Raw genomic sequence first — 26,311 nt, forward strand, 5'->3', positions numbered from 1 at the left:
ATAAAATTCTAATTTTTTTTTAAATCTTTTTTAATATTCATTAACAATTAGTTACCTTATTTTTGTATACAAAAAAAATTAAGAATTTTTAAAAAAGGCGGAAAATATGAAAACTATAAAAATCCGAAACATCAACTTACTAATTTTAGGATTATGCTTTATAACTTTTTCATGCCATAAACAAAATACAGAAGAAGAAAAGCCGGAATTTACTATTAGTGGAAACACAATTATTTTACCGGATAATTCTAACATAAAAAATCACTTAAAAATAGAACCCGTAAAAAGTGAATGGTTAAGCCCCGACTTAGCAACCGTAGGAGTCGTCAGAGCCATACCAACCGGTTATGCGGAAATAGTACCTCCGTTTGCAGGCAGAATTACCCAATCCTTTGTAAAGCTGGGACAAAAGGTAGACGTAGGTTCTCCTCTTTTCGCTATCAGCTCTCCCGAATATTTCAATGCACAAAAAGATTATTTTGAAGCACAACAAGAATATTCCTTATCAAATTTAAATCTTAAAAGACAAAAAGACTTATTAGAGCACGGAGTAGGAATACAACGAGTGGTAGAAGAAGCTAAAACCGATTACGAAACCAAAAGATCCGCACTTGAAAACGCAAAAGCTGCGTTAAAAGTTTTTAATATAAATCCCGGCAGTTTAAAATTAGGGCAACCCTTAGTTGTTACCTCTCCAATCAAAGGGGAAATTATTACCAGCAAAATAGTTATCGGTCAATATATCAAAGAAGAAGCTGAACCTATAGCCACCATAGCAGAATTAAATAAAGTATGGATTGCCGGACAAATAAAAGAAAAAGACTTAGGATTCATAAATAAACTAAAAGAAGTTACCATACAGGCAGACGCTTTTCCCGATAAAAATATAACCGGCAAAATATTCCACGTCAATGAAATGGTGGATGAAGACACCCGAAGTGTTGAAGTTTTGGTTGAATGCGACAATTCGGACAGAGCCCTGAAACCGGGAATGTATGTAAACGTTCATTTTAAAAATGAACCGGAAGAAACTTTAACAGTTCCTACCCGAGCAATCTATCAAGTAAACGATGATCAATTTGTATTTGTACAAGTAGATAAAAATAAATTCATCAAGAAAAAGGTTGAAACCAAAGATATTTCAAAAGACAAAACCGAAATAAAAAAGGGAATTAAAGCAGGAGAAAATATAGTGACCGAAGGAGGAATATATTTACTGGAAGCCCAATAAAACAAAAAGAAAAACATGAATAAACTTATTCAAACAACTATACACAAACGTTGGGTACTGGTTGCCCTTTTTGTTATGCTTGCCCTATTCGGGTATTATTCCTGGAAGCACCTTTCCATTGAAGCCTATCCGGATATCGCGGATGTAACATCTCAAGTGGTCACCCAAGTTCCCGGATTAGCGGCGGAAGAAATAGAACAACAAATAACTATTCCGGTGGAACGGGCCCTAAACGGTCTTCCGGGAATGCATGTAATGCGCAGTAAAAGCACCTTCGGACTTTCCATTATTACCATCGTTTTTGAAGACGGTGTAGATGATTATTGGGCGAGGATGAGAATACAAGAACGATTAAATGATGTAGAATTACCTTATGAAGCAACTCCCGAATTAGACCCTTTAACTTCTCCTATTGGAGAAATTTATCGATACATTATTGAAAGTAAAACGCACGATTTACGCGAATTGACCGATCTGCAAAATTTCGTAATTATTCCACGAATTAAGCAAGTAGCAGGAGTTGCCGATGTAACAAATTTCGGAGGAATTACTACCCAGTTTCAAATTGAGCTGGATCCCAAAAAACTCGATCAGTATCAATTATCGTTAGGAGAAGTCATTAAAACCATTGAAAATAACAATGTTAATGCAGGTGGAAGTATTTTGCCTCATGGAGATTTAGGATATGTTATTCGTGGAATCGGATTAGTTAAAAACCTGGAAGATATCGGTAAAATAGTAGTCAAATCGGAAAATGGAGTTCCTATTTTATTAAATGACATAGGAAAGCTTAAATACGGAAACATTGAACGAAAAGGAATTTTAGGTTATACAGATAAAAAAAGAAACTATTCTGAGAGTATTGAAGGAATCGTACTTTTATTAAAAGGACAAAATCCATCTAAGGTTTTAGAAGGAGTTCATGAAGCGGTAAACGATTTGAATACTCAAATCTTACCGGAAGGCGTAAAAATACATCCGTTTTTAGACAGAACCGAATTGGTGTACACCACCTTGAATACTGTTTCGCACACACTGTTTGAAGGGATGTCACTGGTTATTGTTGTACTAATAGTTTTTTTAGGAAGTTGGAGAGGTGCTTTGTTGGTTGCCGTAACCATTCCTCTTTCCCTTCTCATTGCTTTCATCTTGATGTACTTCACACATATTCCGGCAAATTTGCTTTCTTTGGGTGCTATAGATTTTGGAATCATTGTAGATGGTGCCATCGTTATGATGGAAACTATATTGCGGAAACGAGAAGAAGAACCTAATGAAGAATTGCAAGAAAAAACCATTGCACAAAGGGCGGCCGAAGTTGCAAAACCTATTTTATTTTCCACCATCATCATTATTACTGCTTATCTGCCTCTTTTTGCATTCGAAAGAGTTGAAAAAAAATTATTTACTCCGATGGCATTTACAGTCAGCTGTGCCTTATTCGGTGCCCTGCTCGTTGCCTTATTACTGATTCCCGGATTGGCCTATTTTATATACAAAAAGCCTCAAAAACTCTATCATAATAAATGGCTGGAAAAGCTGACCGATCGCTATTTTATAAACATACAAAGGATTATGAAAGCTCCAAAAAAAATATTTCTTCCTTTAGGAATTTTACTGGGAGTAACTTTTCTACTGGCTTTTTATGTTGGAAAAGATTTTCTGCCTCCTTTGGATGAGGGATCTATATGGCTCCAAGTTCAGCTTCCGCCGGGTATTTCCGTTGAAAAGTCTAAAGAATTAAGCGACACACTACGCGCACGTACCATGAAATATGATGAAGTAACTTATATCACGGTACAAGCCGGTAGAAATGACGACGGTACCGACCCATGGACGGCATCTCATTTTGAGGTTTCTATTGGATTAAAGCCTTACAAGGAATGGAAAAAAGGAAAAACCAAATACGACCTTATTGCTGAACTTGAAAAAGAATATTCAAAACTTCCCGGTTTTACCGTCGGGTTTTCTCAACCTATGATTGATGGGGTAATGGATAAAATTTCCGGAGCTCATAGTGAGCTGGTAGTAAAAATTTACGGAGATGATTTCGGGGAAACCCGAAGAATTGCCGAGGATGTTATGAAAACTTTAAAAACTGTTAAAGGAGCAGTAGATTTAGCTATCGATCAAGAACCGCCCCTACCTCAACTTCAAATAATTGCAAACAGGGACAAAATTGCTCAATACGGTTTAAATGTAGCGGATGTTGCAGAACTTATTGAAGTAGCCATTGGCGGGAAAGCCATTTCTCAAATTTTTATAGGAAATAAAGTTTACGATATTATCTGTCGTTACGATGAAAACAGCAGAAATACGCCTGATAAAATTTCAAATTTGATGCTTACCTCTGAAACAGGAGCCAAAATACCATTATCACAAGTTTGCGATATCAAGTTAAGTACCGGAGAAAGTACCATTACGAGAGAAATGAATAAAAGGCATTTAACGGTAAAACTTAATTTGCGAGATCGAGACTTAGGTAAATTCTTAGTAGAAGCACAACATAAAATAGAAAAAGAAGTAAAATATAATCACGAAAAATACCATATCAAATGGGGAGGACAATTTGAAAACCAAAACAGAGCTTATGCTCGTTTGGCCTTTATCATTCCTTTGTCTTTGGGTATTATGTTTATCTTATTATACAGCGCCTTCGGAAATTTCAGACAAGCCGGTTTGCTGATGAGCATTGTTCCCCTGGCTTTATTTGGCGGAATGTTAGCGTTAAATGTAAGGGGCATGACTTTAAATGTTTCTTCAGCAGTTGGATTTATTGCTTTATCGGGAGTAGCTATACAAAATGGCGTAATTATGATTTCGCATATAAACTTTTTACGAAAACAAGGACAAACACTTCTCCGGGCGGTACTATTGGGTGCAAAAGATCGATTCAGACCGGTACTAATGACCGCAACAGTGGCTATTTTAGGTTTGCTCCCGGCTTCTTTAGCTACGGGTATTGGTTCGGATGTACAACGACCTTTGGCTACCGTAATTGTTTATGGACTATTATTTTCAACTGTTATTACCCTGTTTGCCTTACCGGCTCTATATTATATTATTGAAAACAAATGGGGAAAAGATGAACAAACAGAAGAAATTTAAAATCTGAAATTTATGAAATCAAAGTATACGATTCTATCGATATTCATATGCCTCCTGTTTATACCGTTAATAGTACCGGCTCAAGTTGTCGATACCACCTTTGCTAAAAAACAACTGAACTATATTGATTTTATTCAGCAGGTTAAGAATAACAATTTGGAATACGCAGCACAAAAATATACGGTAAATCTCGCTGAAGCAGAGGTTGAAAATGCGAAAATTATTCCTGATGTGGAATGGAACATAGAAGGAAACAGCAACCAAAAACATATGGGTAACAATTTGGAAACCAGCTTAGGATGGACTATCGAGCTGGGAAGAAAACGAAAAGCCCGTATCGACTTAGCTAAAAGTCAAGTTGATTTAAATCGCTATTTGTTACAAGATTACTTACGAAATTTATATGCGGATGCTTCTTTGCAGTTTTTGGAATGTATTCAAAATAAAAACCTGTTGGATGTACAACTCAATTCTTATAAAACGTTATCCAATTTAGCCGCATCCGACAGCATTCGATATAAATTAGGAGATATTACTCTAACAGATTCTAAACAAAGTAAGTTGGAAGCTCAATTCATGCTCAATGAAGTCTTTAAAGCCGAGTCGGAATGGAAAAATTCTTTATATGCCTTAAATTTAGTCATGGGTAAATCTCAAAAAGATACTTTATATACAGCTAACAGCAATTTTACCGACTTTACCAGAGATTTTGATTTGGCAGATTTGATAACAACCGCACAAAATAATCGTGCCGATTTACAAGCCGCTTTACAAAATAAAGAAGTTTCACAAAAAATGTTGAAGTTAGCGAAAGCTAATCGGGTAATGGATTTAGGAATTAGTGCCGGAATGCAATTTAACGGAAAAGCTACCAATGAAGAAGCGCCTTCTCCGTATCATACGGGGGTAACAGCCGGACTCTCCATACCTCTTCGTTTTTTAAACAACCGAAAAGGGGAAGTGCAAACAGCACATTATACCATTCAACAAGCAGATTTAGAATATAAGCAAGTGGAACTTCAAATTCAAACAGAAGTTACTCAGGCATATCAAAATTATGTAAATACCAAAAAACAAATGCAGCAGTTTTCCAATGGTTTGCTTTCCGAGTCCAAGGCCATTCTTGAAGGTAAAATTTACTCCTATAAAAGAGGTAATACGTCTCTTCTTGAAGTCTTAGACGCACAAAGAACGTATAATGATGTTCAGGAAAATTATTATCAAACGTTATATAATTTCTGTTCTGCACTAGTAAGATTGGAAAGAACTGTAGGTATTTGGGATATAAATTTTTAATTTTCAACCCGATAATCTTTTCATACCCTTGTATTTTTTACAGACCTTAGGTATTTTAAATGGCAGATTATATCTTTGCAAAAATTTTAAATAATTGGTTAAAATAGGAAACATAGAATTACCAGACTTTCCCTTTATTTTGGCACCTATGGAAGATGTGAGCGACCCTCCCTTCCGTCGTTTGTGTAAAATGCATGGAGCAGATCTCATGTATTCCGAATTTATTTCCTCAGAGGGTCTTATACGAGATGCCATAAAAAGTAAGAAAAAGCTTGATATATTCGATTACGAACGCCCTATAGGAATACAAATATTTGGCGGAGATGAAGAGGCTATGTCTCTATCTTCCAAAATAGTTGAAACCGTACAACCTGATTTAGTTGACATTAATTTTGGATGTCCGGTTAAAAAAGTTGCATGCAAAGGAGCAGGTGCGGGAGTGCTGAAAGACATTGATTTAATGGTTCGTTTAACTCGAGCTGTTGTAAGAAGTACTCATCTTCCGGTAACCGTCAAAACCCGTTTAGGTTGGGATGAATCTTCCATTACCATTGATGAAATTGCTGAACGTTTGCAAGACGAAGGAATACAAGCACTGACTATCCATGCACGTACACGATCTCAAATGTATAAAGGGCACTCCGATTGGTCTCATATTGCGCGGGTTAAAAATAATCCAAAAATTAAAATTCCTATTTTTGGCAATGGTGATATCAACTCTGCTAAAAAAGCGAAGGAATATAAAGAGACCTATGGAGTTGACGGTATCATGATTGGAAGAGCTGCTATTGGAAATCCTTGGATATTCAGCCAAATTAAACATTATCTGAAAAACGGAGAGGAGCTTCCACCGCCCGATTTGCAACAACGTGTTGAAGCTGTTAAAAATCATGCTACATGGTCAGTGGAATGGAAAGGCGAACGCACCGGCCTTTTAGAAATGCGTCAACATTATTCTAATTATTTTAGGGGAATTCCTAATTTTAAAATCTATAAAACTCAATTGCTTTCAGCTCTAACGTTAGAAGAATTGAACCAAATATTCGACGACCTCCTTGCTAATCAAGCAATTTAAATTCCTATTTGAATTGATGGTTTACCTGATTAAGTAAATTTTTATTATTACTAAAATCTGTTGAAAAGGTTGATTTTTTAATTTGATTTATAAAAATATAGCCGTCACATTTTTCATAAATTCTATTACATCGATATTTTTTCTTTATCTTTATCAAGACTATTGATAAAGCTATCTACTAATGAATCAGGAAATTGTACATCTTATTGCCTTACGAATGTGTCCTCATATCGGCGATATGACGATTAAGAAATTAATAAGCCATTTCGGAAGCGCACAAAATGTTTGGTCTGCAACTTCTCAAGAATTGCTTTCTGTGTATCATATAGGTCATAAAACCATTCAACATTTAGGTAATCAATCGCTTTTAGATCAAGCTTATAAAGAGTTTGGTTATTGCATTACTAATAATATTCAAATAGTGCATCTATGGGATGATTCCTATCCTAACTTATTAAAGGAATGTTCGGATGCTCCTGTAATACTCTATTATAAAGGTGCTATAAATTGGAAGCTACCCGCAGTAAGCATAGTAGGGACTCGTAAAATGACCTCTTATGGCGAAAATTTTACAAAAAAATTAGTAGAATGCTTTCAAAACAAAAAAATCAATATTGTTAGCGGATTGGCTTTAGGAGTGGATGGATGCGCTCATAAGAAAGCTAATGAACTTGCCATTCCCACTCTGGGAGTACTTGCTCACGGCCTATCTACTCTTTACCCGCCACAACACAAAGGATTAGCAGAAAGAATGATACAAAACGGAGGTATCCTTAGCGAATTTGCACCTAATACTAAACCCGAAAGAGCTAATTTTATACAGCGTAACCGTATCATTGCCGGGTTGTCTTCTGTAACGGTCATTGTAGAATCAGGATACGGAGGTGGTGCCATTTCCACTGTGAAATTTGCTAATTCGTATCATCGTGAGGTATTTGCTTTGCCCGGAAAAGTTACGGATACTTGCAGTCAGGGATGCAACCAGCTTATCAGAAACTTGGAAGCTCAAATACTCACCCGACCTGAAGATGTGGTATCCTTATTTGGAGAAGCTCCTATAAAAAATTTACAACAAGAATTATGGATAGATCTCACAGATCAAGAATTGAAAATTATTGAATTGTTAAAACGTAAAGGGAAATTGCAAATTGATGCTCTATCTTTAGAATTAAATTTGCCTACATTTCAACTCATGCCGATTTTGTTACAATTAGAACTTAAAAATATCATTGAAACTCTACCCGGAAAATATTTTTCTTTACTTTGATCTCCTACTTATTTTTAAAAAATATCAGTAATAAATAGTGCCCATCCGCGAAAAATTTTAAAAAAAATCAAAAGAGAAAATAAGGTCTAATCACTTATTATCATTGTAAATGTTTTCGGAATCTTAAATTATTGATTTATTACATCCTAAACAACTACTTTGGAAAAATGATAAAAAATTTCTATTAATTTCTTTTCAAGAAATCGATTAAAAAATAATAACTATTATCCTTTATCATTTATTCATATATGGTACAGTATATGTTTTTATAAATATCTGATCTATAAGTATCAATAGTTAAAAGATTATTCATTACTAATAAAAAAAGGTAACATGAAAACAAAATGGTTAACTGATCCCGCTCACTCCGAGATCTTCTTTAAAGTAAAGCACATGGTAATATCAACCGTAACCGGAGAATTTACCAAATTTCAAGGTTCCATAGAATCTGAAAGTGATGATTTCTCAAATGCAAAATTTGATTTTTCCATCGATGTTGATTCTATCAATACAAAAATTGCTGATAGAGATACACATTTAAAATCAGAAGATTTCTTTGACGTTTCTCACTATCCTAAACTGACTTTTACCAGCAATTCCGGTATTAAAGACAATAAAATCACGGGCATCCTCACAATCAGAGACGTAAGTAAAGAAATTACCTTAGATGCAGATTTTGGGGGAATCATCAAAGATCCATGGAATAATCAACGTGCCGGATTTGAATTTACCGGAAAATTAAATCGTAAAGATTTCGGTTTAAACTGGAGTCAAATGACTGAAGCCGGAGGTTTGGTAGTTAGCAATGAAGTTAAATTGCAAATAAATTTAGAGTTTATCGCTCAATAAATAATATAATAGTAAAAAACAGACTGAATTTAAATTCAGTCTGTTTTTTTGCTCGTAAACTACTCTCGATTTTCTCATTTCGATCCTTTTTATTTATTCAATTGTATTTATCTGTTTTAATTGCAAGTGTATACACAAATAGTTTATAAGAATTCTAATTTTAAGAAACTTATAATGTTTTATGTACTTTTGTACGCAGGTAACTTGTAACATGAAAATAGAAGAACTCATTAAACATAAGATTCTGATCTTGGACGGAGCCATGGGAACCATGATTCAACGTTTTAAATTAAATGAAGAAGATTATAGAGGCGATAGATTTAGAGATTGGAACACAGATTTAAAGGGAAATAATGATTTGTTGTCCATTACACAACCGGATATTATTAAAAATATTCATTTAGAATATTTTGAGGCGGGAGCTGATATTATCGAAACGAATACATTTAATTCGAACCGAATTTCAATGACTGACTATGATATGCAGGATTGGGTACATGAGCTTAATTTTGCTTCTGTTCAAGTGGCTAAACAGGCCCGAGAGGAATATTGGAACAAAAATGGCACAAAACCTCTTTTTATTGCCGGTTCCATGGGCCCGACCTCAAAAACCGCTTCTATTTCTCCTGATGTTAATGACCCTGCTTACCGTGAGGTAGATTTTGATTATTTAGCGGAAATTTATAAAGAACAAGCAGTATCTCTTATTCAAGCCGGAGCGGATATTCTTTTAGTTGAAACTATCTTTGATACTTTAAATGCTAAGGCTGCTTTTTTTGGTATTGAGGAAGCTTTCGATAAAATCGGCAAAAAACTTCCCCTAATGGCTTCAGGCACAATTACTGATGCGGCGGGAAGGACATTATCCGGACAAACGACAGAAGCTTTTTTAGTTTCTTTATCACATTTACCTTTATTGTCCATTGGATTAAACTGTGCTTTGGGTGCTGAACAACTTTTTCAATACTTGGAAATATTGGCTAATAAAGCACCTTTTTACCTTAGCGCCTACCCTAATGCCGGATTACCCAATCCTTTAGGCGGGTATGATGAAACGCCGGAAATGATGGCTGAAAAAGTTCAATTATATTTGGAAAATCAACTGGTGAATATTTTGGGTGGATGTTGTGGAACGACTCCTGAACATATTAAGCTTTTTAGTGAATTGGCTTCAAACTATACTCCTCGAACAATATCTTTTACCAAATAATGGGTTTTTATGAGTGTTATTTATATAGATTTATTTCCGCGCTATAACCCATAAAAAAGGAGCTAAAGCATAAAACTTTAACCCCTTTAACTAACTATAAATATTGATAGGTAAATATATAAGTAAAATTTTATTTTACTTCAATTTGTTTAGGTGCAATTTCTGTTTGTTCTTTCTTAGGTAAAACTAATTTTAAAACTCCATCATGATAGGTAGCATGTATTTTGGCTGCATCTATATTACTGTCATCTAATGTAAAACTACGTTTAAAGCTGGACTGGTAATATTCAGTTCTGTGAGATTTTTTATTATGCGTTTCAGCTTTTTTATCATAACTAATCGTTAGTAATCCTTTTTCTAAATTAACTTTAAAATCTTCTTTTTTCAATCCCGGAGCGTATAAATCCACTTCAAAATTGGCTTTATCTTCAGAAATATTTACAGGTGGAAATTTTACTTCTGCTCTATTCAATGCAGGAGCATTTGTGAAAAATTCATCTAATAAATTTCCAAAACTTTTGTTGTTGCTTTTAATTAAATCTGCCATAACTTTTATTTATTTTTTTAAGATTTTTATGTTTTATGATTTTCAAATTACAGACCAAATACTTAAAAAAAATTGTAATTTATTAAAACAAAACCTTTTAGATAAAAAGCAAATTTTTAAATAATGTCATTTTGTCTTATTTTTAATTAAATAATATTTTTTAACGACATTTTGTCATCATACAAAAAGAATTATGGTAGAGTGTTTTTATTTTTTATTTCATTTAACATACCTGATCGTTTTTACTATATTTGCAATCTTAATTTAAAAATTTTACTATTTTTTATTAGTTTTTATTAAAATAAACAGTATCAATATTATTCATGGAAACTTTACACTATTTAGTTGATTTTATTCTTCATATAAATGTTCATTTAGATGAATTAATGCGCAACTACGGAAATTGGGTTTATGCCATTCTTTTTTTAATCATTTTTTGTGAAACCGGACTAGTAATTACCCCTTTCTTACCCGGTGATTCTTTATTATTTTCCGCGGGAGCTCTTGCTGCTTCCAGTGATGAATTTAGCATCTATTTATTAGCCCTATTATTTGTGGTTGGAGCTATTATTGGTGATACGGTCAATTTTGAGATAGGAAAATATTTTGGACATAAACTATTCAGTAATCCCAATTCTAAAATATTTAAGCAAAGCTATCTTCAAAAGACTCATGAATTTTATAAAAAACACGGAGGCAAAACCATTATATTAGCTCGTTTTGTTCCTATTGTTAGAACCTTTGCTCCTTTTGTTGCCGGAATGGGACGTATGAGTTATAAATACTTTATTTCCTATAATATTATAGGAGGCGTTGTATGGGTGTTTATTTTCTTATTCTTGGGATATTTTGTAGGCAACATTGGATGGGTTAAAAATAATTTACCTCTGTTAATGATTTTAATTATTGTAGTATCTATTTTGCCTGCCATTTTAGAAATTTTACGTAATAAATTTATTGTTAAAAAGGATAAATAAAATGCTAATATTCATGTAAGAGTTTTTATAAAAAATTTTATTTTAATATATTTGTTAAATTATTATCTATAAATGGGTAATAATTTCGTAAAATTTTATAAAAAATCATAAACTTACATGAATATATCTCGTTTTTTTAATATACTCCCTTTTATTTTTATTACTATTACAGGCGCACTGTATCTGGTTAACTTCTTTTTTGGAGTTATTCCGGAAAATCTTTTTTTCGCTTGTCGTTGGTTATTTATTATTTCTATTATCATCTTTGCATTTAAAAAGAAAAATTTAACCATATGGATTTTTGTAGCGTTACTAGTTGGTGCTTGTTTAGGGTATGATTTTCCGGGGGTTAGCGGAAAACTCGATATATTAAGTAAAGTATTTCTTAAACTGATAAAAACGATTATTGCTCCTTTGATTTTTGCAACCCTAGTTCATGGTATAGCCAGTCATTCAGATATTAAACAAGTAGGTAGAATGGGTTGGAAATCTCTGGTTTATTTTGAGATCGTTACTACCTTTGCGCTTTTTATCGGACTAGCAGCCATTAACCTTACTCAAGCAGGAGTAGGAACGAAAAAAATAAATATAGCCCATGAACAATTACCACAAGTAGCATCTCAATCTTGGGAGGATATTGTACTGCATATTTTTCCTGAAAATATAGCAAAGTCTGTCGCAGAAGGGCAAGTATTACAAATCGTCATATTTAGTATCTTATTTGGAGTAGCCCTAATAATGGTAACCAAAGAAAAGCGAATGTATTTGGTAAATTTTACAGACAGTCTTGCCGATACGATGTTTAAATTTACTAATATCATCATGTATTTTGCTCCTTTCGGTGTCTTGGGCGCTATGGCTTATACTATTGCACATATGGGACTAGATGCCTTAATCCCACTTATTAAGTTGTTATTAACTCTATATGGTGCTCTCATCGTATTTGTTCTCATCGTATTCCTTCCGATAGCTTTACTTATAAAAATGCCTATAAAACGATTCATTAAAGAAATCAAAGATGTGGCATTTTTAGCTTTTTCAACGGCTAGTTCAGAAGCTGCTCTACCCAAAGCCATGATTGCGATGGAAAGACTCGGCGTTCCTCGAAAAGTGATTGCTTTTGTAATGCCGACCGGGTATAGCTTTAATTTAGATGGAACTACTTTATATTTATCTTTAGCTATTATATTTGTAGCACAAGCAACCGGGGTTCATGTATCCTTTACTACCCAATTAATTATGATACTTACCTTAATCGTAACCAGCAAAGGTGTAGCCGGAGTACCTCGTGCTTCTTTAGTTATCTTAATGGGTACGGCAAGTACTTTTAATCTGCAAGAATGGCCCATTTTAATGATATTAGGAATTGATACGTTAATGGATATGGCTCGTGCTACGGTAAATGTTATTGGAAATTGTTTAGCTACTGCTGTAATTGCCCGATGGGAAGGAGAGTTTGATCCTGAAGGAGCAGAAAAAAAGTTGTTGGAAGAAGAAAATGTTCAGAAAGCCTAAGTTATAAGTAAGCTATAACCTATTATTTTTTATTTAAATTTATCAAAAACGTTAAATATATAAATTTAGTTTTTGACAATCAACCGATTAATGTCTCATTATTTATAATATATTGAATATTATTATCCATTTTCAATGAATGTAGGATAAATTATTGTTAATACCGAAAAAAGTATGATCGGCATAAAAATGAGTGAATTTTTTTAAATATTAATTAATCATTTTTTATTACAGCTTTTTTAGGTCCTACTGTTTTTAAGTAATCAATTTTATATTCTTTTAAAGCTTGAACTAAAATAATTCACAACCTTATAATAATTAAGAAATTCTTGGAAGTATTAAATTACATATAAGGCATAAAAGCTTTTATGACTTCGGGAGGAATATCCAATAAACGGTAATCTTTAGGAGAAACAAATATTAATTGTTGTTTTCCTTTACCCAATAAATTTCCGGCGGAATCGAAAACTTGATGTTCCAAAGTGGCAATCTTTCGATTATATTCCGAAGCTCGTATTTTTACGCTTATCCGTTCGAATTCTCTAGTTTCAGTAATGTATTTGTGTTCAAAAGATCGTGTTAATATTAAATAGGTAGTATCTTTTAAATTAAAATCGGGTAATACATAATTAAAAAATAATTCGCGCGTCTTTCCAACCCAAAGAGCATAAACTCCAAAATAAACATTTCCAACTGAGTTGGTATCTGCATAGGTTGCCATAAAGGAATGCACAAACCATTTACCTTCAAAATGACTTCCCGTGCTAACTTCCAAGGTTTTCCCATTAATAGCTGTATGAGTTGCTTTAGATAAATTTTTTAATACAGGAATTTCGGACGCAGCATCTATCACTTCTTCAACTTTCTCTTTCACGACTCGTAGTAAATCAGTATTTAAAACCAACCAAAACACATAGAGTATTGGAAGTATTGAGCCTATGATCATCAATACGGCCATTTGCATAAAATAACCTCCTGCAAATACCACTAATGAAAGTGCTCCAATCGAAAAAAGTTTCACTTGAGGTAAAGAATGCTGTGAATTGGGTACAAAACAACGTGCTATACCTAATGAGGCATAAGCCACAAAAAAAGTGGCATAAAATACCATAAAATATTCCAATTCAAAATTTGCCAATACAGAGAATATCGTAATTAAACCCGCCAAAATATAGGTAGGGATGGGAGAATCTGCAATTCCTTTAGGTATTATGGATAAAACAGGACTATTACTGGATTTGGAAACTTCTTTCACAAACCACCGAGTCGAAACATATCCGCTATCTAAAGTTGTTAATACTGCGAATACTATAAATAAATAATAGGAAAGCGGAACCCATTCGGGAAGTGTAGATCGAAAGTGGATCATATAATTTACAATTTGCTCATGACCGTATTTTATACCTCCCAATCCAATCGATGCCATATTCGGATTAAACCAATTACTGTTAAAAACAAAACTTGCCATTAATCCATGAAAAATAAGCAGGAAAAAAAATATAACGGATCCGAAAAAATATCCGGTACATATATTGGTTTCTTCTTTTCTCATTTGTATAGCTCGCTGCCATTGTTGTAAATCCAGCCAAGGCCCTACAAAAAAACCAACAAAAATGGCTACCATATAGCCTATGAAAATAGGTTTTTGAGTTTCACTTTTTACCCAAGCTTGATAATTGTATATTTCTTTAGGTTGTAAATAAGATAATAAGGAAACAATTATGACTAATAAAACTGCTCCAATTAATAGATGCCAGTATTTAATAGATTTAATCGAAAATTCTTCACCCAGTAAACAGGAAGCAGAAATAACCAATGAAACCACAAGTAATAAAGAAAAAATTTGTAATATACTTCCCCCATCATCCCAGCCCGGCCAATAAGAAGTAAGCAAAGGAATAAACAAATATTTTACAGTAGCAAAAACGGTTAAAGTAATTGCCAATAACTGATATAAATATAAACTGAGGCGAAACGGCTTATACCATTTTTTATAAAAACGTTCTAATGATTCTTGTCCTTTATCCCGATTGGCGATTTTTTGAGTACCATAACCAAATAAAAATAATCCGATTGAGTTTAACAAAGCAAAACCCAATAGACCTGTTAAACCGAATAAATAAGTTATTTGCACGGAAAAAAACAGTCCTAATCCCCACAACCAGGATAGAGCAACCGAATTTCCCCAAAAAAAAGAATTTATGATTTTAGATTTCATTACTTTTAGTTTAAAGTATATGTTGTTTCATTAATTTATTAATGTCAAAAATAATGCTTAAGAAACTTATAAAGAACATGTTCTATGCCTTTAAATAACTCTTTCAGACTCTCAATTTGTTTTTTTGTAGCTTACAATTGCACCTACATTCAACACTACAGCAAAGATAATAATTATATATAATTGATGAGAGATATCAGCCAAGGTACTTCCTTTCATATAAACCAGCCTCATCACTTCAATAAAATAACGTACCGGATTAAACATGGTAACGATTTGCGCCCATCTGGGCATACTGCTTATCGGAGTATAAAGTCCGCCCAATAAGAAAAATATAATTATAATAAAAAACAACACAAACATGGCCTGTTGTTGTGTAGATGAAAAATTTGAAATTATTAACCCAAATCCGGTAAATGCAATAAGGTAGAAAAAACAAAATATATAAATTATTAGAGCATGACCGGCCGGAACTAACCCGTATACCAACCAGGCTATTAGCATACCAACAGTTAGTATAAACATTCCCATAACCCAAAAAGGAATCAATTTTCCTATAATAAAAATATATTTTGGAATAGGTGTAACATTGATTTGCTCAATGGTTCCAGCTTCTTTTTCTTTAACAATATTCAAGGAAGAAAGCGCCCCGCCTATAATACTGAGTAGCATAACCAAAATACCGGGCACCATAAAATTTCGATAATTCATTTCCGTATTATACATATAATAGGGCTTAACAATAATTTGTCCCGAACTTTGAGACTGACTAACCAGTTCCCGATTGTAAGCTGCTAAGATTTGTCCTAAATACGAAGACCCTAAACCTGCTTTTTGTCCGTTTATGGCATTTACCGATAGCATAACATCGGTAGATTTTTCTCTTATAAAGGTATTTTCAAAATTATGGGGAATTTCTAAAATCAAGTCTGCTTCATTTTTTTCGACGATCTTCAATGCATCTGAATAAGACGTTGAATAATTGGCCAATTTAAAATATCCGGATGAAATTACTTTTTGTATCAATTCTCTGGAAGCCGAACTGTGATCGTTATCTATTATGCTTAATAAGATATTTTTCTGTTCAAAAGTGGCTGCCCATGGCAATACTAATAATTGAAAAACAGGCATAAAAAATACCAATCTCAAAATAGTTTTATTCCTGAATATCTGAAGAAATTCTTTTTCTAATAAAAATTTTAATGTTCTCATAACCTGTTTTTAAACATTTTAATACTTACCACTAATAAGAAAAGAGTCATACCAATAAGTATCAGACACTCTTGCCAGATAGCAAAAAAACCAAGCCCTTTAATCATTACATCTTTAACGGCAGTAATAAACCAGGTAGCGGGTAAAATGGTTGATATTATTCTAAGCGGCAAGGGCATATTTTCTACGGGAAATATTAACCCTGAAAGCAACAATGTGGGAAGCAATAATCCCATACCCGAAATTAACATGGCAGCTTGTTGGGTTTCCGTTATGGATGAAATTAAAATTCCTAACGATAAGGTTGATAGAATGAAAATTGTACATAGAAAAAGAAGTAAAAGTAAATTTCCTTCAATTGGCACTTCCAAGATGGTAACAGATATAATTAATATAGAAAAAACGTCAATAATGGAGATCAGGAAATAAGGAACCACTTTCGCTAATACAATGCTTATGGGTTTTAGTGGAGAAACTAATAATATCTCCATAGTTCCTTGTTCTTTTTCTTTTACAATGGAAATAGATGTCATCATTGAACAAATTAACATAAGAACCAATCCCATAATTCCCGGCACAAAATTATACGCACTTTTTAATTGTGGATTATAAAGCATTTTAACCTGACTTTTAATTACATAAGAACCTGAACTCGCTTTATTCATTTGTTGTTTTTGATATTCCGCTATAATTTGTTGCAAGTAGCTAACTATGGTAGATGCTTCATTAGGATCTGATGCATCTACAATAAGTTGAACTTCACTAGTTCCTTGATGATACAAGTCTTTATCAAATCCTTGAGGAATAACCACCGCCAATTTAGCTTTTCCTAAGCGAAAACGTTGTTCAACCTGTTCTAATTTGTCCAGGTAGCCTGTAAGGTCAAAATATTTACTGGCATTTATTTGTTCTATAAGTTGTATGGATTGGATGGTTTTAGAATTATCTAATACAATGAAAGAGGTATTTTTAATTTCTGTCGTAATAGCAAACCCAAATATCATAAGAAGTGCTATAGGCATAATTAAAAGCATAAGCATAGTTCTAAAATCACGGGTGATGTGAAAGATTTCTTTCTTTATAAAACTAAAAAATTGATTCATGCCCTATTCTTATTTTTTCCTTTATTTAGTTAAAATCTATTCTCTTTTTGCTCCTCTTGCCAATATTTGAAAAACTTCATCCATAGTTTCCGCATGATATTTATGACGAAGTCCCGCAGGCGTATCCAATGCTTCAATTTTACCATCGACCATAATTGAAACCCGATTACAATATTCTGCTTCATCCATATAGTGAGTTGTAACAAAAATGGTTATCCCGTTATTGGAAGCCTGATATATCATTTCCCAAAAAGTACGTCTTGCTATGGGGTCTACTCCTCCGGTGGGTTCATCCAAAAAAACAATTTCAGGAGAATGAAAGGTCGACACTGCAAATGATACTTTTTGTTTAATTCCCAAGGGTAAGGATTTAACCAAAACATCCCTTTCTGTTTCTAAGGAAAGTTCCTCTAAACATTGTTCCGTTTTTACTTTAATATCCTTAGTGCTCATTCCATAAATACCACCAAATAATCGCATATTTTCTTTAATGGTTAAATCTTCATATAACGAAAATTTTTGGCTCATATATCCGATATTTTTTTTAATCTTATCCGACTCTTTGTAAATATCGTATCCTGCAACAATTCCTTCCCCTGAGGTGGGAGATAACAATCCACAAAGCATTCGTATGGCTGTTGTTTTTCCTGCACCGTTTGCTCCCAAAAAACCAAAAATTTCACCTTTGGATACTTCAAAGCTTATATGATTGACTGCAATAAAATCGCCAAATTTTTTAGTTAACTCTTTCGTTACTATGGTTTTCATTTTTATTCATTAAATAAATAAAACAATCTTCGATTCCCGGTTCAATTTCTTTTACTTCAGCTCCCTCTATCGTAACCTTTTCATTTTTAAATGTCACGTGCAAATATTCTCCGAATATATAACAGCTGTTTATTTCTTTTTGTTTGCGTAATTGCTGAAGAAGCTTATAATTATTATCAGATCGCACCGAATATAATTTATACGGATATTCTTGCGTAATCTGTTTAGGAGTATTGACAGAAAGTATTTTTCCTTCTTGAATTAGCGCAATCTTATCACATAAACTAGCTTCATCCATATAAGGTGTAGAAACCATTATAGTAATTCCCTGTTGTTTAAGTCGGGTTAACATATCCCAAAATTCTTTCCTGGATACGGGATCTACTCCTGTGGTCGGCTCATCTAAAAATAAAACCGAAGGCTTATGTATTAAGGCACAACATAGGGCTAGTTTTTGTTTCATTCCTCCCGAAAGTTTACCTGCTCTTCTCTTCTTGAAGGGTTCGATTTGAACATATATATCTTTAATTAAATCGTAATTTTTTTCAACCGTTGTATTGAATACTCGAGCAAAAAAATTAAGATTCTCTTCAATACTTAAATCTTGATAAAGCGAAAATTTACCGGGCATATACCCGACTCTTTCCCGTATTTGTAAAAAGTTTTTCTTTACATCAAACCCATCTACAAATGCCTCTCCTTTATCCGCCACCAACAAAGTGGTTAATATTCTAAATAGAGTGGTCTTTCCTGCTCCATCGGGACCTATTAAACCAAATAATTCTCCTTTATTAATTTCAATAGATATATCTTGTAAAGCTTCAACCGGAACTTTACCCGTATAGGTTTTTGAAATATTTTGTATGGAAATAACACTCATTATCTTTATTATATCTTCACTAGAATTTATTCTTGTTTACTTTTAGAAAATGAATATAGAACTTATCAGAAATCTACATCACCATACATACCTATTTTAATAATCCCGTCAGTATTTGTTACTGCGATTTTTACCGCATACACTAAATTTTGACGCTCATCTTGGGTCTGAATAGTTTTTGGAGTGAACTCGGCTTTATCGGATATCCATGTAATAGTGCCCGGATAGGATTTTTGTTTATCCTCAGAAATATTTATAAATACTTTTACTTTCTGTCCTATTTTAATTTTTTCTAATTGTTCTGAAACTATATATGCTCGTAAAAATAAATTTTTAGTATCTGCAATTTTATAGAGTGCTTTACCTTGGGTAACAACTTCTTTTTCTTCTACAAATTTGTTTAAAACAGTACCCTGAATTGGATTAATAATTTTACATTTTTTTAATTGATCTTCTATTTGGGATACTTGAACTGTATTGGTGTTACTTTCTTCATTGAGACTGTTAACCGATGTTGAAAGTGAATTTACTTGCGCATTTAAAGATTTTTTAAGAACTTCAATTTGTGAATTCGCATCATCCAGTTGTTTTTGAGTAGCTGCATTATCTGCCAATAATCTTTGAATTCTTCTTTTTTCAAATTCAGCTTTCGCAATCTGTTCTTTTATGGAAGAAACTTGGACGGATATGTCCGGTCTTTTTACCTGTATGGCTTTATTGGTAGCTAATAATTGTCTTTTCTTTAAATACAGCTGAATGCTGTCAACATATCCAACGTATTGTCCTTTGGCCAATTGATCTCCTTCCGTTAATTGAAAAGATTCCAATTTACCGTTAGCTTCCGATGAAACAATCACTTCAGTTGCTTCAAACGTTCCCGACGCATCATGCTCAAATTTATTTCGATTACAAGATAACAGGAACATAAACGTTCCCAGGGTAAATATTATTAACTGTCTCATAATTCTAATTTCCTTGTGTATATTTATAATTATAGATACTTTGTAAATATTGCATTTCATGTATAGACTGCGTTACTCGTGCCTGATTTTCTGCATTAATATCTCCGATTAAATCATTCATATTGTAAATTCCATTTTTATACTTACTCTCTCCGGCCTTTTTAACACTATTCCTTAACCGAATAATTTCATCATCTTTTACCATCAATTGTTCATATTTATTTATTTCATTCTGAATTTGGGTAAGCTGAACATGGGTGTTAAATAAAAAGGTTTCTTTTTGAGATTGAAGTGAATTCCTATCATTTTTTAGTAATCGATATTCGTTTTTCTTTGTGTATAAGTTTCCAAAATTCCAACTTAAACGAACCCCGCCAATAGCATATGTTTTAAAATCTGAGTTCAACATATTTAAACCGGGTTTTCCATATCCTCCTTGAGCAAAAAGTGAAAATTTAGGCATATTTTTAGCTTTTATTGTACTTTCTTTAGCTTCATATACTAAATTTTGCTTATCATACATCCTTAATTCGGGACGAGAAATCTCTTGATCAAAATTGATACTATTGTCCGGAAGTTTCAGTTCAACTCCTTGACTTATTTCTTCATGTATAAATAAAGAAAGCATTTTTATATAAGCCATTCGTAAAGTGGTAAGTTCAATTTTTTTTTGATCGGTGTTTAATAATTCCACTTTAACCAAATCTAAATCAGATACCATGGCAACGCCATTTTTTAGCATGGCACTAACCAGGTTATAATTGGTTTGTAAATCGGAGTTTAAAACATCCAATTGATTCAATTGCTTGTCTATCGTTAGAATTCCAAAATACAATTGATTAATTTTTTCCCTTACAGTATATAAGTTTACTTCAAGCTTTTGCTTTTCAAAATCTGAATTCGCTTGGGTAATTTTTTTTTGAGATCGCGTTGCTCCTCCATCCCATAGCAATTGTGTAACATCTAAAGTTATTTTGTATTGATCTTTGTCCATTTCGGGAATATTGTAACCCGGAATTTTTATGGGTATTTTAGTTACTTGAGTTTGATAAGAAGCCTGTCCACCGAGAGAAATTTGCGGTAAGTAATTTTTTGCCAAATTATCCAAAGTATAGTCTTCGGCTAGAGAAATTAAATCGTACTGTTTAATTAACGGATAATTTTCTCTTGCTTTTTCCTGACATTCTTCCAGGCTTATTACCGATAACTGTGAAAACAATAGACAAGGAAGTAAACATAATTGTAAAAAAATATACGTTTTAGTTTTCATAATCTCATTATTATACTAGCTTTAACATTGACTTTAACCAAATTGGAACTAAAGTTTTTCGTTGTTCGATGAAATCTGTAAAACTTTTTTCATCCATTTTAGTTACATATTTTATAAAGGGTTGCCCTATTATCGGAAAAATAGACATGGAAACAAGATTTATAAAAAAATGTATAGCTGTAAAATTCAACTTTTCTTTATTTATTTGCTCATTGATCTGTTTGAACATATAAGTCTCTTGGATAAAACCTTCGGGAATTTTAACCCTATCAAAAAGATGTTGAGGATTAGCCTGTAATTCACTGAATAAAAAAAGAGGCAAATTTGAATTTTTGGACATTCCTTCTATGTATCTTAAGACTCCTGCATCTATTTTCTCGGTCAAGGTTGTTTGCTTATTATTCATTATATGTTCCAGATAAAAAAACATTTCTTCTAGACTCTCCTGCATCACTATTTCAAATAAATTTTCTTTACTTCTGTAATAATAATTTAGCAGAGCCAAATTGATACCCGCCTCTTTTGCTATATCTCGGGTACGAGTTAAACCAAAACCTTTTTTTTGAAAAACGCGCTTTGCAGCCTCCTTAATTTTTTGCTCTGTTGACACATCTCTGACCATATCCTGATTTTCATTTTCAATTTTATAACTTATTCATTGCAATCGTATTGCATTTTTTATACCACTAAATATATTTTAATGCAAATATATTTAAATTTTTGATTTAATCAAATGATTAAATTTTATTTAATGAATAGTTTTTTCATAACTATAACTTCTATAATAATTCTTTTAAATGATCAGATATATATCGAAATGAAATTTAATGAATTGAAAAATTAGACAAATAATATTTCTACCAAATAAAAATAAAACAAACAATAATATGAGTAAATTATTATACTCGATTATTAAATCAGCATTAAATAAAAATAAATAATTACTTATATAAATAATTTAATATAAATAATCATGATATAAGTATTTAAACTTATAAAATCTAAATTTTGTTAGTTCATAGTATTTGATGTAAATTTGCGTGTCAAATTGTACAAGGATGAAAGAATTTAGTAAAGAAGTATACCTCAAGTGGTTTGAGGATATGACTATGTGGAGAAGATTTGAGGACAAAGCTCGTTCTCTATATTTAAAAGATAAAATCAGAGGTTTTTTGCATTTATATAATGGCCAAGAGGCAATTGCAGCAGGTTTTACTCATGCAATGGATATAACCAAAGACAAGATTATAACCTCTTATCGTTGTCATGCTCATGCGTTAGCCATGGGGCTGGATCCTAAAGTAGCCATGTCTGAATTATGCGGTAAAGCCACCGGTTCATCTCAAGGATTGGGTGGATCTATGCACCTTTTCAGCCGTGAGCACAATGTATACGGTGGACATGGTATTGTAGGTGGTCATATCCCGCTAGGTGCCGGTATAGCCTTCGCAGATAAATATTTTGAACGCGACGCGGTAACTATTTGCTACATGGGTGACGGTGCAGTAAGACAAGGTACTCTACATGAAACTTTCAACATGGCTATGAACTGGAAATTACCGGTAGTATTTGTTTGTGAAAACAATCAATATGCTATGGGTACATCGGTTGAAAGAACTACTAATAATTTGGATATTTACCAATTAGGACTAGGGTATGAAATGCCATGCGCTCCGGTGGATGCAATGAATCCTGAGACAGTTGCAGAAGCAGCTTACGAAGCTATTGAAAGAGCAAGAAGAGGAGATGGTCCTACGTTCCTTGAGGCTAGAACGTATCGTTTCCGAGGACATTCCATGTCTGATGCTGAGCCTTACAGAACGAAAGAAGAAGTGGAAGAACACAAAAAAGAAGACCCGATTCTATTCGTAAAACACAAAATTTTGTCTAATAATTGGGCAAGCATCGAAGAATTAGATGAAATAGATAAAAGAATAAAGGATGAAATGAATGAAGTTGGTAAGTTTGCAGAAGATGCTCCTTACGCAGATGATGACGTATTATATAAATATATATATTCAGAGCCAAATTATCCTTTTTTAGATAAATTAGAAAACCAATAAAAACACGAATCAAAACCAAATTATGGCTGAAGTTATAAAAATGCCTCGTCTGAGTGATACCATGACTGAGGGAAAAGTATCTAAATGGAACCTAAAAGTAGGAGATCCTGTAAAAGAAGGCGATATCTTAGCAGAAATTGAAACAGATAAAGCTGTTCAGGATTTTGATTATGATGGTGATGATGGTATCCTTTTATATCAAGGAGTTAAAGAAGGTGATGCTGCACCGGTGGATTCTCTGTTAGCTATTATCGGAAAAGCAGGGGAAGACATCAGCGCATTAATTGGAGGTGCTAACAGCAATTCTTCATCTTCTGAACCAACAACTAATAACGACTCTAGCAATACGAATACAACTTCTACCCCTTCTGCTTCTGTAGAAATCCCTAAAGATGTGGAAATTATCAAAGTTCCTAGACTTAGTGATACCATGACTGAAGGTAAAGTTTCTAAATGGAATGTTAAGGTTGGTGATACCATTAAAGAAGGCGATGTTATTGCTGAAATAGAAACAGATAAAGCTGTTCAAGATTTTGAATACGATGGTAACGGCGGAGTTTTATTATACCAAGGAGTAAAAGAAGGAGATTCTGCTCCAATTGAATCTTTATTGGCTATCGTAGGACCTGCAGGTACGGATGTTAGCGGAATTATTGCTGGAGGCACTGCTGCTTCTACTGCAACTTCTAAACCTGCTGCTTCCGAGCCGACAGCTGTCGCATCCAATGACTCTAAACCTTCTTCTGAAGCTAATACAGTTTCATCCGGCAACGGTAAAATATTCGCTTCTCCTTTAGCAAAGAAAATTGCTAAAGAAAAAGGTATTAGCTTAGATCAAATTAAAGGAAGTGGAGACAATGGAAGAATTATTAGAAAAGATGTTGAAAATTTTGTTCCAACAGCTTCAACTACTACAGCTTCTGCCTCTTCAGCTAAATCTGCGCCGGTTGCTCCGCAAATAACTCCGGGTGTAGACACTGAAACTCCAAACTCTTCCATGAGAAATGCTATTGCTAAAAGTCTTAGCCACAGTTTATTTACTGCTCCTCATTACAATTTGGTATTTGAAATCAATATGGATAATGCTATGGAAGCTAGAAAAGCTATCAATAGCCTTCCTGATACCAAAGTATCTTTTAACGATATTGTAATTAAAGCCGTTGCAATTGCTTTAAGAAAACATCCGCAAATTAACAGTACTTGGTCCGATACTAAAATTATCCACCGCGGAAATATAAATGTAGGAGTTGCCGTAGCAGTTGAAGATGGATTAGTAGTTCCGGTAATTAAAAACACCGATTACTTATCTTTAACTCAAATTTCATCAGCAGTAAAAGACTTAGCCGGAAGAGCTAGAGATAAAAAATTAAAAGCTAATGAAATGGACGGATCTACTTTCACTATTTCTAACTTAGGAATGTTTGGAGTGGAATCTTTCAATTCTATTATTAATCAACCGAATTCATGTATTTTATCCGTGGGAGCTATCATACAAAAACCGGTAGTTAAAAACGGACAAATTGTGGTTGGTAACACAATGCAAATATCATTGGCATGTGATCACCGTGTAGTAGATGGTGCTACCGGAGCTCAGTTTTTACAAACTCTTAAAATGTATCTTGAAAATCCGGTATCATTATTGGCTTAAGAGATTAAAATATTTAATTAAAAAACACTCAATTCTTTACAGAATTGAGTGTTTTTTTTTAACTTTATTTTATTATTACTTAGCTTAATTTTTTAATATATAAACCTATGTCTAATTTTACTCTTACTATGATAAAACCCGATGCTGTTTCTAAAGGGCTAACGGGAACTATTTTAAAAGATATTACTGAAGCCGGTTTTAGTATCATTGCTTTAAAACTAACCTCCCTCACCTTAGCAGATGCCCAAAGATTCTATTCAGTACATCAAGGCAAACCTTTTTTTGAGGACTTAGTGAATTTTATGACCTCCGGACCTATAATTGCAGCTGTTTTAAAAAAGGAAAATGCTGTGGAAAATTTTAGAAAGTTAATCGGTGCTACCAATCCCGATCAGGCAGAAGAAGGTACTATCCGAAAAAAATATGCTGAAAGCACACAACGAAATGCTATTCATGGATCAGACAGCGACGAAAATGCAGCGATTGAAGCTCATTTTCATTTTGCAGAAAGAGAAATCTATTCTTTCTTATAAATAATTTTTGTTTTAGCAAATAGATCATACAGGATAATTATTTTAGCCATTTTTATAATTTATTAGTAACTTAGGTGCACATAATAAGTATTAAATATGATTAAAGTCTTAGATCTAAAATATGAAGAGTATTCCCAATGGGAAGATCTTTCCGACCAAGACTTAGTAGTAATTAATAAGGCTAAAGAAGCCCGTAATTCTGCTTATGCCAACTATTCAAATTTTAAAGTTGGAGCCGCCTTATTATTAGATAATGGTAAAATCTTAACAGGTAACAATCAAGAGAATGCCGCTTATCCCAGTGGTTTATGTGCTGAAAGGACCGCTATTTTTTATACTATAGCAAACTATCCGTCTGCTAAAATAATAAAAATGGCTGTAGTTGCCGGAAAAGATGATAATAGTTCCATTCCTGTCTCTCCTTGCGGAGCCTGTAGACAAGTACTTATTGAATACGAATTCAGACAAAAAATGCCTATTGAATTTCTTTTTACCGGTATGAAAGGAAAAGTAATTAAATTTAACCAATGTGCTGATTTACTACCCTTTTCTTTTAATGAAAGTGCTTTATAATTATAA

22 protein-coding genes are annotated in these 26,311 nt (G+C 33.2%); 13 read left to right on the top strand and 9 right to left on the bottom strand.

Going from position 1 to position 26,311, the window contains the following annotated elements:
* The first annotated feature begins 106 nt into the window (after positions 1–106).
* The 7 genes from GFV00_RS04630 (at position 107) to GFV00_RS04660 (ending at position 10,036) form a co-directional block, all read left to right on the top strand.
* Positions 107–1,231: an efflux RND transporter periplasmic adaptor subunit gene (locus GFV00_RS04630; RefSeq protein WP_160557041.1), complete on the top strand. Its 1,125-nt coding sequence runs from the start codon at positions 107–109 to the stop codon at positions 1,229–1,231.
* 15 nt (positions 1,232–1,246) lie between these two features.
* On the top strand, positions 1,247–4,339 hold the full coding sequence (locus tag GFV00_RS04635; RefSeq protein WP_160557040.1) for an efflux RND transporter permease subunit: 3,093 nt from the start codon (positions 1,247–1,249) through the stop codon (positions 4,337–4,339).
* A gap of 12 nt (positions 4,340–4,351) precedes the next feature.
* Positions 4,352–5,635, top strand: coding sequence for a TolC family protein (locus GFV00_RS04640; protein WP_160557039.1), 1,284 nt, complete (start codon positions 4,352–4,354; stop codon positions 5,633–5,635).
* A gap of 94 nt (positions 5,636–5,729) precedes the next feature.
* Positions 5,730–6,710 carry a tRNA dihydrouridine synthase DusB gene (gene dusB, locus GFV00_RS04645; RefSeq protein ID WP_160557038.1) on the top strand — a complete coding sequence of 327 codons (981 nt, stop codon included), beginning with the start codon at positions 5,730–5,732 and terminating at the stop codon, positions 6,708–6,710.
* A 181-nt stretch (positions 6,711–6,891) separates the two neighbouring features.
* Positions 6,892–7,977, top strand: a complete 1,086-nt coding sequence (dprA, locus tag GFV00_RS04650) for a DNA-processing protein DprA (protein WP_160557037.1) — start codon at positions 6,892–6,894, stop codon at positions 7,975–7,977.
* 333 nt (positions 7,978–8,310) lie between these two features.
* A complete protein-coding gene (locus GFV00_RS04655) occupies positions 8,311–8,826 on the top strand; it encodes a YceI family protein (protein ID WP_160541823.1) in 516 nt (171 codons plus the stop codon).
* Between the two features lie 211 nt (positions 8,827–9,037).
* Positions 9,038–10,036 (top strand): homocysteine S-methyltransferase family protein, encoded by a 999-nt coding sequence (locus GFV00_RS04660; protein WP_160557036.1) that lies wholly within the window; start codon positions 9,038–9,040, stop codon positions 10,034–10,036.
* Positions 10,037–10,166: 130 nt separating this feature from the next.
* On the opposite strand, the gene GFV00_RS04665 is transcribed toward GFV00_RS04660, so the two are convergent.
* On the bottom strand, positions 10,167–10,583 hold the full coding sequence (locus GFV00_RS04665) for an Hsp20/alpha crystallin family protein (protein WP_160557035.1): 417 nt from the start codon (positions 10,581–10,583) through the stop codon (positions 10,167–10,169).
* Between the two features lie 323 nt (positions 10,584–10,906).
* On the opposite strand from GFV00_RS04665, the gene GFV00_RS04670 reads away from it, so the two are divergent.
* Both GFV00_RS04670 and GFV00_RS04675 read left to right on the top strand, forming a co-directional pair.
* Positions 10,907–11,560 carry a DedA family protein gene (locus GFV00_RS04670; RefSeq protein ID WP_160557034.1) on the top strand — a complete coding sequence of 218 codons (654 nt, stop codon included), beginning with the start codon at positions 10,907–10,909 and terminating at the stop codon, positions 11,558–11,560.
* Between the two features lie 117 nt (positions 11,561–11,677).
* Positions 11,678–13,075, top strand: coding sequence for a dicarboxylate/amino acid:cation symporter (locus tag GFV00_RS04675; RefSeq protein ID WP_160541820.1), 1,398 nt, complete (start codon positions 11,678–11,680; stop codon positions 13,073–13,075).
* Positions 13,076–13,418: 343 nt separating this feature from the next.
* Here the strand turns inward: GFV00_RS04675 and GFV00_RS04680 are convergent, their stop codons facing one another.
* The 8 genes from GFV00_RS04680 to GFV00_RS04715 all read right to left on the bottom strand — a co-directional run bounded on the left by GFV00_RS04680 (position 13,419) and on the right by GFV00_RS04715 (position 22,110).
* On the bottom strand, positions 13,419–15,293 hold the full coding sequence (locus tag GFV00_RS04680) for a thioesterase family protein (protein WP_160557033.1): 1,875 nt from the start codon (positions 15,291–15,293) through the stop codon (positions 13,419–13,421).
* A gap of 111 nt (positions 15,294–15,404) precedes the next feature.
* Complete coding sequence (locus tag GFV00_RS04685; RefSeq protein ID WP_160557032.1) at positions 15,405–16,505, bottom strand: ABC transporter permease; 1,101 nt, start codon at positions 16,503–16,505, stop codon at positions 15,405–15,407.
* Positions 16,502–17,608, bottom strand: coding sequence for an ABC transporter permease (locus GFV00_RS04690; protein ID WP_160541817.1), 1,107 nt, complete (start codon positions 17,606–17,608; stop codon positions 16,502–16,504). Before GFV00_RS04690 ends, GFV00_RS04685 begins: the two co-directional genes overlap by 4 nt.
* 36 nt (positions 17,609–17,644) lie before the next feature.
* Entirely contained in the window at positions 17,645–18,376 is a 732-nt protein-coding gene (locus GFV00_RS04695) for an ABC transporter ATP-binding protein (protein ID WP_160557031.1), read from the bottom strand.
* On the bottom strand, positions 18,345–19,256 hold the full coding sequence (locus GFV00_RS04700; RefSeq protein WP_160557030.1) for an ABC transporter ATP-binding protein: 912 nt from the start codon (positions 19,254–19,256) through the stop codon (positions 18,345–18,347). The genes GFV00_RS04695 and GFV00_RS04700 overlap by 32 nt, the downstream gene beginning before the upstream one ends.
* 65 nt (positions 19,257–19,321) lie before the next feature.
* Positions 19,322–20,218 carry an HlyD family secretion protein gene (locus tag GFV00_RS04705; protein WP_160557029.1) on the bottom strand — a complete coding sequence of 299 codons (897 nt, stop codon included), beginning with the start codon at positions 20,216–20,218 and terminating at the stop codon, positions 19,322–19,324.
* A gap of 4 nt (positions 20,219–20,222) precedes the next feature.
* Positions 20,223–21,488 carry a TolC family protein gene (locus GFV00_RS04710; RefSeq protein ID WP_160557028.1) on the bottom strand — a complete coding sequence of 422 codons (1,266 nt, stop codon included), beginning with the start codon at positions 21,486–21,488 and terminating at the stop codon, positions 20,223–20,225.
* Between the two features lie 10 nt (positions 21,489–21,498).
* Complete coding sequence (locus GFV00_RS04715) at positions 21,499–22,110, bottom strand: TetR/AcrR family transcriptional regulator (RefSeq protein ID WP_160557027.1); 612 nt, start codon at positions 22,108–22,110, stop codon at positions 21,499–21,501.
* 436 nt (positions 22,111–22,546) lie between these two features.
* On the opposite strand from GFV00_RS04715, the gene pdhA reads away from it, so the two are divergent.
* From pdhA to cdd, 4 genes are all read left to right on the top strand, one after another.
* Complete coding sequence (pdhA, locus tag GFV00_RS04720; RefSeq protein ID WP_160541812.1) at positions 22,547–23,551, top strand: pyruvate dehydrogenase (acetyl-transferring) E1 component subunit alpha; 1,005 nt, start codon at positions 22,547–22,549, stop codon at positions 23,549–23,551.
* Positions 23,552–23,573: 22 nt separating this feature from the next.
* Positions 23,574–25,199: a 2-oxo acid dehydrogenase subunit E2 gene (locus GFV00_RS04725; RefSeq protein WP_160557026.1), complete on the top strand. Its 1,626-nt coding sequence runs from the start codon at positions 23,574–23,576 to the stop codon at positions 25,197–25,199.
* A 107-nt stretch (positions 25,200–25,306) separates the two neighbouring features.
* Entirely contained in the window at positions 25,307–25,732 is a 426-nt protein-coding gene (locus tag GFV00_RS04730) for a nucleoside-diphosphate kinase (RefSeq protein WP_160557025.1), read from the top strand.
* A gap of 96 nt (positions 25,733–25,828) precedes the next feature.
* Complete coding sequence (cdd, locus tag GFV00_RS04735) at positions 25,829–26,305, top strand: cytidine deaminase (RefSeq protein ID WP_160557024.1); 477 nt, start codon at positions 25,829–25,831, stop codon at positions 26,303–26,305.
* Positions 26,306–26,311: the final 6 nt, after the last annotated feature.

Source organism: Apibacter sp. B3935 (genome assembly GCF_009827705.1).
GTDB lineage: Bacteria > Bacteroidota > Bacteroidia > Flavobacteriales > Weeksellaceae > Apibacter.